Source organism: Ruegeria sp. CDSB117, assembly GCF_059611005.1.
Genome location: NZ_JBXWOS010000002.1, coordinates 30,587 through 44,011 on the forward strand (window position 1 = coordinate 30,587; position 13,425 = coordinate 44,011).

Here is a 13,425-nt window from a genome sequence, read left to right on the forward strand (position 1 = left end):
AAACTTGAGGCCATGAGCAGGATCATTTACGCCATTGCGCTGTTTTGGGCGCTGTCTACTGCCGCAGTCGCGCATGACTTCAGCGCGCTTGCGCGCGTGTTGCCTGATGACAGTCGCATTGTGGACGAAGGTCGCGCAGGGGTGAGGGTCGATCTAGGCCTCAGCCAGGGCGTGCCTTACCGCGTGTTCACATTGCAAGATCCCTACCGCATGGTACTTGATTTTCAAGAGGTTGACTGGACCGGACTTGACCGCGAAGCGCTTCTGCAGACCGATCGTATCAGCGGTGTTCAATTCGGAGCATATGTTCCCGGCTGGTCTCGAATGGTTCTGGAGCTTGGCGCGCCATTGGCCGTCGACCGCGCCGAGATGAAAATTGATGAAACGGCTGGAGGGGCGCAACTGTCGCTGCTTCTGCAAGGAACCGATTTCGATTCATTCGCCGCCGGCGCAGGCGCACCCCGTCAACAAGGTTGGGATTTGCCCGAACCCGCAGTAACGCCGGCCCAGCCGCGCCGCGGCGGGGGAGGCGCGTTGCGGGTCATGCTTGACCCCGGTCATGGCGGCATCGACCCGGGGGCCGAGGTCGACGGGTTGGACGAAAAGACCCTGATGCTGACCTTCGCGCGCGAACTTCGCGAGCATTTGTTGCGGACCGGAGGGTTCGAAGTGGTGATGACGCGGGTTGATGACCAATTCGTCTCGCTCGAACGGCGCATCGCGCTGGCGCATAGGGCCGGTGCCGATGTGTTTATCTCACTGCATGCAGATATCCTGTCTGAAGGGCGGGCGCATGGTGCCGCAGTATATACTTTGTCGGACGAAGCATCAGATGTGGCCAGTGACAAGCTGGCGGAACGTCATGACCGCGGTGATCTGATCTCGGGGATTGATCTGAGCGGTGCGGATGACCAGGTGGCCGATATTCTGCTGGATATCGCGCGGCAGGAAACCAAGCCCCGAACTGATGCGCTGGCCCGTGCGCTGGCTGATGGCATGACACAACAGGGCGGCCCGATGAACAGCAGGCCGATCCGCACGGCCTCATTCTCGGTTCTCAAGGCAGCGGATATTCCTTCGGTTCTGGTCGAGCTTGGGTTTCTGTCCAGCCCTCGGGACCTGCAGAATATCAGGAACCCGGAATGGCGCGTTGGAATGGCGCAGGGCATTGTCGATGGTCTGCAGAAGTGGCGGCAGGACGACCTGATCAAAAGATCCCTGATTGGTCAGTGACCCTGCGACGTAAACCGGCTATTATTGGCCATCGTGTTTTGACCCTGCGCCGGGCCATCACTATATAGGCGTCACCGCGAGTAAAAGGCAGTAACGTGATCCGTTTCATTCTTTCGATTTTCGGGGCGATCTTCAGCCTCGTGACATTGGGTATCTTCATGGCCGCGCTGGTCGTCGGCGCGATCTTCTGGATGTATGGGCGCGACCTGCCCAGCCATGAATCGTTGGCGCAGTACAAACCGCCCACTATCAGCCGAATCTATTCGGGCGAAGGCCAGTTAATCGACGAGTTCGCGCAGGAACGCCGTTTGTTCACGCCATCCGAAGAGATTCCAGATCTGGTGAAGCAGGCGTTTATCTCGGCTGAGGACAAGAATTTCTACACCCACCAGGGTTACGATCCGCGCGGTATCATTGCCGCTGGTGTTGAGGCGGTGAAATCCAAGGGCGAAACCGTTCGCGGTGCATCGACCATTACACAGCAGGTGATGAAGAATTTCCTGCTGTCCGGCGACCGCCGCGCCGAGCGGAAAATCAAGGAAATCATCCTCGCCACCCGGCTTGAGGATACGCTGGACAAGGAACAGATCCTCGAACTTTACATGAACGAGATCTTTCTGGGTCAGAACTCCTATGGCGTGACCGCTGCTGCGCAGACCTATTTCAACAAGACTTTGCAGGAACTGGAGCCGCACGAGGCCGCAACTTTGGCCGCCATGCCCAAGGCACCGTCGGATTATCACCCGGTTCGGCAAAAGGACCGCCTGCTGGCGCGCCGCAACTACGTTTTGCGCGAGATGAACCAGAATGGGTATATCGATCAGGCGACCTATGAGGTCGAAGTCGAAATGCCCCTCCGATCGGTCCAGAACGGAGATTTCGAAAGCTTCCGTACGGCGTTGCCGCCGCGTGACTACTTCACCGACGAGATCCGCCGCCAACTGAGCGAGGATTTCGGCGAGGGCGAATTCTTTACTGGGGGTTTCGCGGTTCGCGCTTCGGTTGACGAGGAAATGCAGCTTGAGGCAGCCAAGGCCTTGCGCACTGCGTTGCAGAAGTACGACCGTTCACGTGGGAAGTGGCGTGGTACGGGCGAGGTGATCCCAGAAGAAAAACTGGCGGATGAGGCGCAATGGCGCGAAGCGTTGTCCATCATGGAGATCCCCCGTGATGTGGTACTTCCGACCCAGTGGTATCCGGCTGTGGTAATGAACGTCGGTGAGCAGCAATTGACAGTAGGGATCGAGGACGGTCCGGCAGACGGCATCGTCCCCCGTGCCGACATCAAATGGATGCAAGGTGATTTTGCGGCGAACTTCAAGCGCGGTGACGTCATTCTGGTCATGGCTGGAGAGGAAGGCCAGTGGTCCGCTCGTCAGGTGCCCGAAGTGCAGGGCGGCTTTGTTGCGATGGACGTGAACTCGGGCCGTGTTCTCGCGATGCAGGGCGGGTTCTCGTATCAGGATTCGGTGTTCAACCGCGCCACGCAGGCGCAGCGCCAGCCCGGCTCCAGCTTTAAACCCTTCGTCTATGCCGCTGCGCTGGACAGTGGTTACAGTCCAGCGACCATCGTTGTGGACGCCCCGATCGAAGTGAACACGCCGCAGGGGCTGTGGCGACCCAAGAACTCTTCGAACAAGTTCTATGGTCCGACGCCGCTGCGCACCGGGATCGAACAATCGCGGAACCTGATGACCATTCGTCTGGCGCAAGAGGTGACCATGCCGGTTGTCGCTGGCTACGCGGAACGGTTTGGCGTCTATGACCGTATGGGCGCGTTCCTGGCGAACTCGCTGGGGTCGGAAGAAACCACGCTGTACAAGATGGTCGCCGCGTACGCGATGTTCGCAAATGGCGGTGAGCGGGTCGAGCCCACTCTGGTCGACCGTATTCAGGATCGGTTCGGCAAGACGATCTACCGCCATGATGACCGTCAGTGCTTGGATTGTAACTCGGCCTGGCTTGAGCCGGACGAGTCGCCCACCATCGAGACCAATCGCTCTCAGGTCATGGATGCGATCACCGCCTATCAGTTGACGTCGATGATGAAAGGTGTGGTTGATCGCGGGACCGCGTCCAGTGTCGTCAATCTGCCGGTGCCGACTGCAGGTAAAACAGGTACGACGAATGAATCCAAGGATGCGTGGTTCATCGGCTTCACCTCGAACATCGTTGCTGGTTGCTATATCGGTTATGACCGCCCGCGTCCGATGGGGCGGGGGGCCTATGGGGGTACGTTGTGCGGGCCAGTGTTCCAGAGCTTCATGGAGAAAGCCGTCGAGAAATACGGCGGTGGTCCGTTTGATGTGCCCGAAGGCGGCCACTTCATCAAGATCGACCGCTTTAGTGGCGCGCGCCTGCCTGCCGATGCTTCCGGTGACTATGTCGTGGCCGAATATTTCCGCGATGGCGTCGACGGCTTTATCGACCGTGTCTACGACGGTGGCTTTGCGATGGGCTCCGACCTGCCTCTGTTCGAAGAGGCCAGCTCGGGCCGTCAGGTTACCACGTCGACCGGCAACACAATCACTGTTGGCCCCAACGCCAGCCAGGGTGATCTGCAGGGCGGCGGTCTTTACTGATCCGCTGCCTGCAGGAGAAGGTTCAACAGGTCTTCTTCCGGGTCATGTGTGACGGTGCCATCTGCGCGCCAGAAGATCGACAGAGCACATTTTGCGGCAGCCCATTGGGCAAGTAGTCCTTTTTTTACCCGCATGGCGGTCGCGTATAGCGCCAGGCCAGTTTCAATCTGTTCAGGTCGGCGAACCCACTCTGGCATGCCTTTGGGGTGGCGCAGTGCATTGGCCAGCTCGAATGCCGAGTCGCCGATGTACCCCTTGGCGTCAAAGACCCGAGGCCCGGCAGGTGTTGCGATTACGTTGTCATGATGCAGGTCCCCGTGCAGCGGAACAACCATATCCTGCGTGTCCAGAAGCCGACGGCCAATGCGGATCGCTTGCATCATGTCGTGCCGTAGCCGGATCGGGCAATCGTCCGGGAATTGACAGTCGAAAACTGGCGCGAAGACTTCCTGAAGCGGTTTCAGCCCGGTCGCGTTGATGGTCGGCCTTCGGTGCAGTCGGTCCGCTGCCGTCGCCAGACCGCGTACCGCATCATCCGGGCGGCCAGACCGCGCGATGTCCCCAAGCGATGGCCCTTCAAGCCATTCCGTCAAAACGGCGTTGGGCGCCTCGGCCATTATGTGCACAGCCCCCCGGTCACGCCACAGGTGCATCAGGTGCGGACCAGCTGTTTCATTGCCACGGTTTGGGCGGCGATAGATCTTGAGGGCGGCAAGCGTGTTGTCCAAAGTTCGGACCTTCCACACTTGTGCATGCCCGGTATTTGCGACGGGCTGTGCGTCTTCCAAATCCCATCTGGTCAGAAACTCGTTCAACGCGTTTTGCATTCCGTCTCGCCTGTCTTGTGGTGGCCCGCGCCTCTTGCTATCACGCAGGCCTGATTGAGCAAGTTGGGACAAGACCATGCGCGCCGAAACCCAGAACACCGTGGCGGAAATCGAAAAGTCGCTGGAGCTGCTGGCGCAGCGTATGGACTATGAGACCGCCCCTCATCGTCTTGAGGAATTCAACGCGCGCGTCGAGGATCCTAACCTATGGGACAACCCCGAGAACGCGCAGAAACTGATGCGCGAGCGTCAGATGTTGGTCGATGCCATTGAGACCTACGAATCCATCAAGACCGATCTAAGCGACAATATCGAGCTGATCGAACTTGGCGAGATGGAAGAGGATGAAGAGGTCGTCACCGACGCCGAAGACGCCATTCAGAAATTGGGGGCGAAGGCCGCCAAGAAAGAGCTTGAGGCGTTGCTGGATGGCGAAGCCGACGGCAATGACACGTTCCTTGAAATCAACTCGGGCGCCGGTGGCACCGAAAGCTGTGACTGGGCCTCGATGCTGGCGCGCATGTATGTCCGTTGGGCCGAGAAGAAGGGCTACACGGTCGAGCTGCAGTCCGAGACTGCGGGCGAAGAGGCGGGCATCAAATCCGCCGCCTACAAGATTTCGGGTCACAACGCCTATGGCTGGCTGAAATCCGAAAGCGGCGTGCATCGTCTGGTGCGCATTTCGCCATTTGACTCGGCGGCCAAGCGGCACACATCCTTCAGTTCGGTCTGGGTCTATCCGGTGGTCGACGACAATATCGAGATTGAGGTGAACCCGTCCGAAATTCGTATCGACACATATCGGTCTTCGGGCGCGGGTGGTCAGCACGTGAACACCACGGACTCGGCGGTTCGGATTACGCACATTCCAACCGGGATCGTCGTGACCAGTTCTGAGAAGTCGCAACACCAGAACCGCGATATTGCCATGAAGGCCCTGAAATCGCGCCTGTATCAACAGGAATTGGACCGTCGCAACGCGGACATTAACGCAGCACATGAGGCCAAAGGTGATGCGGGCTGGGGCAACCAGATCCGGTCTTATGTTTTGCAGCCTTACCAGATGGTAAAGGACCTGCGTACCAACCATGAGACCTCGGACACCAAGGGTGTTCTGGATGGCGATCTGGATGGGTTCATGGCAGCGACCCTTGCAATGGATGTTGCGGGAAAAAGCCGGTCCGAGGCTCAAGGCGACAGCTGATTGGAGTAGGGGAGCGCTGCCGCCCTCTTCGCAAGCGTAGTTTCCCCCGGGATATTTTCAGCCAGATGAAAGGGATCCGCGCGCCGCTGCGCGCGTGTAAAAAGGTATATGTAAAACACGGGTTTAATTGATGTTGTGGCCCCGCTAGGCTGATCGCGACTTAGGAACACTGAATGCGATGGGTGCCGAATGGATTTAAGCCAGACAACCGCAACGGCTTTGCTGGCTGAGCTTTCGGCCCGACGCCTTTCTGCCACTGATCTGATGCGTGCAACTTTGGATCGTATCAGATCGGTCAACGGGTCCCTGAATGCGATTGTTGCGTTGCGCGATGAAGAGGCGCTGATGGCCGAGGCGCGTACGTTGGATGCGGGGCCAGTAACAGGCCCGTTGCATGGGCTGCCGATCGCGGTCAAGGATCTGGTGAATGTCGCCGGAGTGGTGTCGTCGCAGGGATCACCGCTGCATCGCGATCATGTGCCCGAACAGGACGATCTGATAGCGGCACGAATGCGGGCAGCCGGTGCGATCCTGATCGGCAAAACGAATACGCCAGAGTTCGGTTTGGGCTCGCACACATTCAATCCCGTTTATGGTGCCACACGTAACCCGTATGATCACTCTAAGACATGCGGTGGATCATCGGGTGGGGCAGCCGTTGCTCTGGCCACCGGGATGGTTGCGCTGGCGGATGGCTCTGACATGATGGGCAGTCTGCGAAATCCAGCGGCCTGGAACAATGTCTATGGGTTTCGCCCTAGTTGGGGACGCGTGCCGCCTGAACCGGTTGGCGACATATTCCTTCACCAGTTGTCCACGTTTGGTCCGATGGCCCGAACACCTGAAGACCTGGGCGTCCTATTGGACGTGATATCAGGACCGGACCCGCGTCATCCTGCAACCCCGCACTACCAGCCAGTGTCCCCGGTACAGGCGACCGATCTGTCCGGTATGCGGATCGGTTGGCTGGGCGACTGGGGCGGAGCGTACCCGTTTGAGGATGGTATTCTGGACCTGTGCCAGGATGCACTGTCCGTTTTCGTACAGCAGGGGGCGCAGGTTGAAGCTGTTGCGCCGCCCTTTGATGCGGAGCGCATGTTCGAAAGCTGGTCGACCTTACGATCCTGGAGCGTGGCGGCAAGTCTGGCCCCGCAGTCTGAACAGCGGGCGCAGTTGAAGGACACGGCGCTATGGGAGCTTGACCAGGGGCAAGCCTTGACGGCGATGCAGGTGCATCAGGCGAGTGTTGTACGATCGGATTGGTTTCGGCGCGCGGCTGAACTGTTCGAAGGGTTTGATGCGTTGATCCTGCCGTCTACTCAAGTCTGGCCGTTTGAACTTGAGCTTCCGTATCCCACCGAGATTGCCGGTAAAAGCATGGATACCTATCACCGCTGGATGCAGGTCATGATTCCAGTCAGTCTGATTGGCTTGCCGTGTCTGTCGGTGCCGGTGGGGTTTGGGGCAGGCGGGTTGCCGATGGGCATGCAGGTCTTTGGCCCGCGCGGCGCGGATGCGGATATATTGTCAATCGGGGCCGCGTATCACGACGCGACCGGGTGGCCACAAAACCGACCGGCTTGAGGAGAGCGCCGGAAACAGGAGGAGAAACAGAGCATGGAAAAACCCTTTGGGGTTCCGGATATGGGACCTGTGGATACCGGAATGCTGCGCGAGGCGTTGCGCCGTGCCTGGGCTGATTTTCGTCGGGCACCAGTTTTTGGCCTGTTGTTCGGTGGGTTCTATGTTTTGGCTGGCTTGGCCATGGCGTGGGTCACGGTGCAGACGCAGACGTCATACTGGCTGGTGCTGGCCACCATCGGCTTTCCACTACTCGGCCCCTTTGCGGCGGTGGGGTTGTACGAGGTGTCACACCGGCTGGAACAGGGTGACCCATTGAATTTCAAAGAGGTTTTCGGCGTGATCCTGCAGCAGAGCCGTCGTCAATTGCCATCCATCTGTGCGATTATCGTGGTGATTTTCCTGTTCTGGTTTTTCCTGGGTCACATGATCTTTGCGTTGTTCATGGGGCTGTCGACCATGACCAACGTCTCCAGTTCGCTAGAGGTCTTTATGACGCCCAATGGCCTGACTATGCTGGCCGTCGGCAGCGTCGTGGGGGCCATTTTTGCGCTTATTCTATACATGATCACCGTCCTTTCGATTCCGATGTTGCTGGACCGGGAACTGGACTTCGTGACTGCGATGATCGCCAGTTTCAGCTATGTCCGGTCGAACCCGAAGATCATGCTGGGGTGGGGTGTGTTCGTGGCTGTCGTGACGTTTGTGGCCATGATCCCGTGGTTTTTGGGGTTGTTGATCGTCTTGCCTTTGCTCGGGCATGCCAGTTGGCACCTGTACCGCCTGATCACTCTGGCAGGGACCGCGATAGACGCCTGAAGAGCCTATGCAGCGCTTTGCTTGAGCCGCTTGGCAGCGCGCGCCGCTGGCAAGGCGGCTTTTGCCTGAGTGCCCAGATAATTCAGCGAAATCCGGCGCATTGTGGTCGCCTGAGCGTTGGTTTTGGACAGGCAAATTGCAATGCCACGCCATCGCTCGGAGTTTTCTTCAGCGCCGCGCGTTACAAGGTAGATACGGCTGTTTTGGGCAGCGCGGCTGGACATAAGGATAAAAATCTGCCGCCCGGCGCAGGCCGCGATGCCCTGTACTTCACGTCTGGTGGTGTCGGCCGGTATCCCCTCATTTTCGGGCTCATAGCTGCGCACCAGTGTACATTGCGGCAAACGGCGCGTGTGGATCAGCCGGTGTCTGGTCATGGGAGATCCGTCCAGTCCCGTTTCCGTCGCATAATAAAAGCCCGCCGGCAGCAGGTTTTCGGTCAGCGTTGAGGGGCCGGACCCCAGGAATTCAGTCAGGGCCGAAGCAGCCGGATGTTCCGGAGGTGTTTCAATTTCCTCCAGAGGCCGCAACAGGATACGGGCGTCGACCTCGAAAAACCGGCACATGCGATCCAGAACATCGGGGCGGGGAAAGCTTTCACCCGCCAGATATCTGTTGAATTGGGTCCTGTTGATGCCCAGTTGACGGCACAGCTCGGACACGGACGAATATTGCCGCGACAATTGTCGCAGATTGTCGCCGAACATCTGGCGCAATTCATCAGGACTGCGGATACTCATGGTCATTTCTGTCCCAGGTTCCAGAGTGTCATTTCAAAAAGCGCGACGCACCCGACCTTTTTGGCCGTGCATGCATTCACAATCGTACTGGTGACCCCAGCTGGCGCATCCCAACACCACGCTACGCCTCCGAAGTTAACGTCGGGGCAGGCAAACGCAATAGGCTTTACGTCAATTTGTATGATCTTTTTGGGTGGTCATGCTCATAGGCAACATACAGCGGTATTGTTTGAACATGTCCTGGGACTGCGCCTCGCCCCGGTATCCAAAGGGGGGCGAGGCGAAAAAGTCAGTCGCCGCGCAGCAGGGCGGCCACGCCGGTGCGTGCAATCTCGACAAGGCCCAGCGGACGCATCAGATCGGCAAAGGCGTCAATTTTGTCCGGGGCACCGGTGAGTTCAAATATGAACGAATTCAACGTGCTATCGACGACGCTGGCGCGAAAGATATCGGCCAGACGCAGCGCCTCGACCCGCTTGTCGCCCGCGCCGACAACTTTGATGATCGCCAGTTCCCGCTCGACCGAGGGGCCTTCGACGGTCAGGTCGTGAACCTCGTGTACCGGAACGATACGGCCTAATTGGGCTTTGATCTGTTCGATCACCTGAGGGGTGCCGGTGGTGACGATGGTAATCCGGCTCAGGTGGCCAGTGTGATCCACCTCGGCGACGGTCAGGCTTTCGATGTTGTAACCCCGACCCGAGAACAACCCGATCACCCGGGCCAGTACACCCGGTTCGTTTTCGACCAAGACAGCAATCGTATGGCGTTCCTGCACGTCCGAAAACGTGGGGCGTAGGTTATAGGCGGAATGGCGCGTTGCACCTTTTTTGATATGTAGGGCAGACATTTATGTCCCTTTCATAATCCTGTGATGGTCGGGTGCCGGTGCACCCGACAAAATCTGTCGAATTGTGTCAGACCAGAACCGAACCTTTGGAATCGATTACGCCCTGTGTCTCGGCCTCGCCCAACAGCATTTCGTTATGTGCCTTGCCCGACGGGATCATGGGGAAGCAGTTCTCGTGCTTTTCCACCAGACAGTCAAAGATCACCGGACCGTCATAGTTGATCATCTCCATGATGGCGTCATCCAGATCGGCCGGATCGGAACACAGGATGCCCTTGGCCCCGAAGGCCTCGGCGAGTTTGACGAAATCGGGCAGGGCCTCGGACCAGGAATGCGAGTACCGCTCGCCATGCAGCAGTTCCTGCCACTGACGCACCATGCCAAGGCGTTCGTTGTTCAGAATGAACTGTTTCACCGGCAGGCGATACTGTGCCGCGGTGCCCATTTCCTGCATGTTCATCAGCCACGAGGCCTCGCCCGCGACGTTGATGACCAGCGCGTCAGGGTGCGCCATCTGCACACCGATGGAGGCCGGGAAGCCATAGCCCATCGTGCCCAATCCGCCCGACGTCATCCAGCGGTTCGGATCTTCGAAGCCCAGATACTGCGCGGCCCACATCTGGTGCTGACCGACCTCGGTGGTGATGTAACGGTCGTGCTTTTTGGTCAGATCTTCCAGCCGTTCAAGCGCGTATTGCGGTTTGATCGTCTTTTCGCTGTTGGTGTAGGCCAGACAATTGACCTTGCGCCATTCGGTGATCTGATCCTGCCACTTGGCAACCGACGCCTCATCTGTCTTGCGGCCACGCGCTTTCCAAACCTTCAGGATGTCCTCCAGCACATGTGCAACATCACCAACAATCGGGATGTCCACGCGGATCACCTTGTTGATCGAGGAAGGGTCGATGTCGATATGGGCCTTTTTCGAGTTGGGCGAGAACGCGTCAATCCGCCCGGTGATCCGGTCATCGAACCGCGCACCGATGTTAATCATCAGGTCGCAGTCATGCATCGCCAGATTGGCCTCATACAGACCATGCATGCCCAGCATGCCCAGCCAGTTTTTGCCCGACGCCGGGTATGCGCCAAGGCCCATCAGGGTCGAGGTGATCGGGAAGCCGGTTGCATCGACCAGTTCGCGCAGCAACTGGCTGGCCGCTGTGCCGGAATTAATGACGCCGCCGCCGGTGTAAAAGACGGGCTTCTTGGCGGTCTCAATTGCGGCGACCAGTTCGGTGATCTCCTCCAAATCGCCCTTCACTATCGGTTGGTAGTGCGAGGTCGAGGGCTTTGGAGCGCTATAGTCACCGGTTGCGAACTGAACGTCCTTGGGGATATCGACAAGAACCGGACCAGGGCGGCCCGAGGTGGCGACATGGAATGCCTCGTGCATCGTGTCGGACAGCGAGTCCGTATCCTTGACCAGCCAGTTATGCTTGGTGCAGGGGCGGGTGATGCCAACGGTATCGGCCTCTTGGAACGCGTCCGAGCCGATCATGAAGGTTGGAACCTGTCCGGTCAGAACCACAATCGGGATCGAATCCAGCAGCGCATCCGTCAGGCCGGTCACGGCATTTGTCGCGCCGGGGCCAGAGGTCACAAGGGCAACGCCGGGCTTGCCTGTCGAGCGGGCATAACCTTCGGCTGCGTGAACCGCGCCTTGTTCATGCCGCACCAGAATGTGACGAATATCGTTTTGCAGAAAAATCTCATCATAGATCGGTAGCACAGCACCGCCGGGGTATCCGAATACCGTGTCCACGCCCTGATCCTTGAGGGCCTGAACTACCATCTTTGCGCCGGTCATCTCACGTGTCATCTGCTTTGCTCCGTTCGCGACATGTGTCTTGCGTTTGACAAAAAAAAGCCCCCGAGATTTTCGGAGGCGCATGGGTTCGATTATGGTTTACCGTTACCGGCCCATGCGCGTGGTTCCTACGATTACGACTAGCGTTCTCATCGCCAGAGGCTCCTTCTTTGCGTGCAGGGACATTATGAGCCGGGGGAAGGGGCGTCAACAGGCTTTTGCACCAATTTTCTAACTCTGAGGGTGAATTTTGCGACATTTTATTGCGCAGATTGACGCATGCAGGGAATATTCAGGAAAAATACCCCCTTTTACCTCCAAATTCCTGCCTTGAGGGTAGTCAAAAAGCGGCATCGCGATGTCCGAAACAAGCATGATGAGCAGTTTTGACTGCGGCACGCTGAGATTGACCGAACAAGGAAGGGAGGCGGAGGATGATCCATGATCTGGTTGATCTGGGGCGGTATCCGATCGATTGCCCGGACTCGCGCGCTTATGAACGACTGATCGGTGATCTGCGCCGCGAGTTGAATCAGGACGGCTGCGCCGTTTTGCCCGGTTTTGTCCACCCCGAAGGTTTGGCGCAGCTAATGAAAGAGGCGGATGCCGTGGCCGACCGGGCGCACCGCTCTTTCAACCGCACCAACGCTTATTTCTCAAAGGACGATCCCCGGTTGGACCTGAATCACCCAATACGCAGATTCTATGACCGGTCGAACGCCTTCGTTCCGGCGGATAACTTTCCCAAATCGGGTCCGCTGCGCCGAATCTATGAATTCGAGGGCTTTTTGCCGTTCATACGCGATGGGCTGGATGAGCCGGAGGATCGGTTCTTTCGCTATGACGACCCGCTGGCGGATGTGATTGTCAACGTGGTCGAGGAAGGGCAGGGCTTTCCCTGGCATTTTGATACCAACAACTACACCGTGACACTGGCCATCCAGAATGGCGAGGCGGGTGGGGCCTTTGAATACGTGCCGAACCTGCGCGGCATCGAGGACGAAAATTTCTCATCCGTGGCTTCGGTGCTGGACGGAAACCGGGCACTGGTCAGGACGTTGGAGCTGCAGCCCGGGGATCTGCAGATCTTCAAGGGCAGATACGCATTGCACCGGGTCGCCCCGGTACAAGGAACGCGCTGCCGATATGTCGGCATCTTTTCCTTTGTCGAAGCCGAAGGCATGTGTGGCGGGGTTGAGCGTACCCAACAGCTGTATGGGCGGGTTCTGCCGCATCATCACCAGCGTGCTGGATTGCGCAAGGATCAGTTGTTGGATTGACCGGTCGCGGGTTACAATCGAGAGCAGGGGCTACCGTCGGAGGGGCACATGCCGGAATTGCTACAGCTCACGCCATTTGTTCTGTGTTCGTCACTGCAAAAGCAGATTGATTTTTATTGCGATCGGTTGGGATTTTCCTGCGGTTTCAGGCAGGATAATTACGCCTTCCTGTCGCGTGGCAAGGTTGCCATCCGATTGCTTGAATGCCCACCACGCGATGATGGGCGTGCCTTGGGGGATGATCAGTCCTTTTACATCGATGTGGCCGGGATTGATGATCTGTATGAAACCCTCAAGGCAGGGTTGGCTGATTTACCAGAGGGGCGCGTGCGTCCGCCGTTTGATCAGCCGTATCAACAACGCGAGTTTCACGTCCTGGATGAGGACGGAACACTGGTGTTTTTTGGCGAAGGTTTGCGAGCAAAGTCTTGAGTTAAAAAGCTCCCGCCCGTCGTCGATGCGCCTTCGGCGCACGTCCTCCGGTTGGGCCAGGCAGCGCATT

Annotated in this window: 11 protein-coding genes; 7 read left to right on the top strand and 4 right to left on the bottom strand. The window is 58.1% G+C overall.

Features of this window, described 5'->3' with window-relative positions; all coding sequences use genetic code 11:
* The first annotated feature begins 12 nt into the window (after window positions 1–12).
* On the top strand, window positions 13–1,233 hold the full coding sequence (locus tag AC2FJC_RS02965; protein WP_496738358.1) for an N-acetylmuramoyl-L-alanine amidase: 1,221 nt from the start codon (window positions 13–15) through the stop codon (window positions 1,231–1,233).
* Window positions 1,234–1,328: 95 nt separating this feature from the next.
* Window positions 1,329–3,815 (top strand): penicillin-binding protein 1A, encoded by a 2,487-nt coding sequence (locus AC2FJC_RS02970; RefSeq protein ID WP_496738359.1) that lies wholly within the window; start codon window positions 1,329–1,331, stop codon window positions 3,813–3,815.
* Here AC2FJC_RS02970 and AC2FJC_RS02975 read toward each other — a convergent pair.
* Window positions 3,809–4,642, bottom strand: coding sequence for an aminoglycoside phosphotransferase family protein (locus AC2FJC_RS02975; RefSeq protein WP_496738360.1), 834 nt, complete (start codon window positions 4,640–4,642; stop codon window positions 3,809–3,811). The two genes, AC2FJC_RS02970 and AC2FJC_RS02975, sit on opposite strands and share 7 nt — an antisense overlap.
* A gap of 76 nt (window positions 4,643–4,718) precedes the next feature.
* Between AC2FJC_RS02975 and prfB the strand changes: the two genes are divergently transcribed.
* The 3 genes from prfB to AC2FJC_RS02990 all read left to right on the top strand — a co-directional run bounded on the left by prfB (window position 4,719) and on the right by AC2FJC_RS02990 (window position 8,246).
* Window positions 4,719–5,846, top strand: a complete 1,128-nt coding sequence (gene prfB / locus AC2FJC_RS02980) for a peptide chain release factor 2 (RefSeq protein ID WP_282120492.1) — start codon at window positions 4,719–4,721, stop codon at window positions 5,844–5,846.
* 189 nt (window positions 5,847–6,035) lie between these two features.
* Window positions 6,036–7,430 carry an amidase gene (locus tag AC2FJC_RS02985; protein WP_496738361.1) on the top strand — a complete coding sequence of 465 codons (1,395 nt, stop codon included), beginning with the start codon at window positions 6,036–6,038 and terminating at the stop codon, window positions 7,428–7,430.
* 33 nt (window positions 7,431–7,463) lie between these two features.
* A complete protein-coding gene (locus AC2FJC_RS02990) occupies window positions 7,464–8,246 on the top strand; it encodes a DUF2189 domain-containing protein (protein WP_496738362.1) in 783 nt (260 codons plus the stop codon).
* Window positions 8,247–8,251: 5 nt separating this feature from the next.
* Here the strand turns inward: AC2FJC_RS02990 and AC2FJC_RS02995 are convergent, their stop codons facing one another.
* From AC2FJC_RS02995 to AC2FJC_RS03005, 3 genes are all read right to left on the bottom strand, one after another.
* Entirely contained in the window at window positions 8,252–8,986 is a 735-nt protein-coding gene (locus AC2FJC_RS02995; RefSeq protein ID WP_496738363.1) for a helix-turn-helix domain-containing protein, read from the bottom strand.
* A 289-nt stretch (window positions 8,987–9,275) separates the two neighbouring features.
* Entirely contained in the window at window positions 9,276–9,836 is a 561-nt protein-coding gene (gene ilvN, locus AC2FJC_RS03000) for an acetolactate synthase small subunit (RefSeq protein ID WP_108860398.1), read from the bottom strand.
* A gap of 67 nt (window positions 9,837–9,903) precedes the next feature.
* Entirely contained in the window at window positions 9,904–11,655 is a 1,752-nt protein-coding gene (locus tag AC2FJC_RS03005; protein ID WP_496738364.1) for an acetolactate synthase 3 large subunit, read from the bottom strand.
* Between the two features lie 422 nt (window positions 11,656–12,077).
* Between AC2FJC_RS03005 and AC2FJC_RS03010 the strand changes: the two genes are divergently transcribed.
* Both AC2FJC_RS03010 and AC2FJC_RS03015 read left to right on the top strand, forming a co-directional pair.
* On the top strand, window positions 12,078–12,923 hold the full coding sequence (locus AC2FJC_RS03010) for a HalD/BesD family halogenase (protein WP_496738365.1): 846 nt from the start codon (window positions 12,078–12,080) through the stop codon (window positions 12,921–12,923).
* A 48-nt stretch (window positions 12,924–12,971) separates the two neighbouring features.
* Complete coding sequence (locus AC2FJC_RS03015) at window positions 12,972–13,355, top strand: bleomycin resistance protein (RefSeq protein WP_282151453.1); 384 nt, start codon at window positions 12,972–12,974, stop codon at window positions 13,353–13,355.
* Window positions 13,356–13,425: the final 70 nt, after the last annotated feature.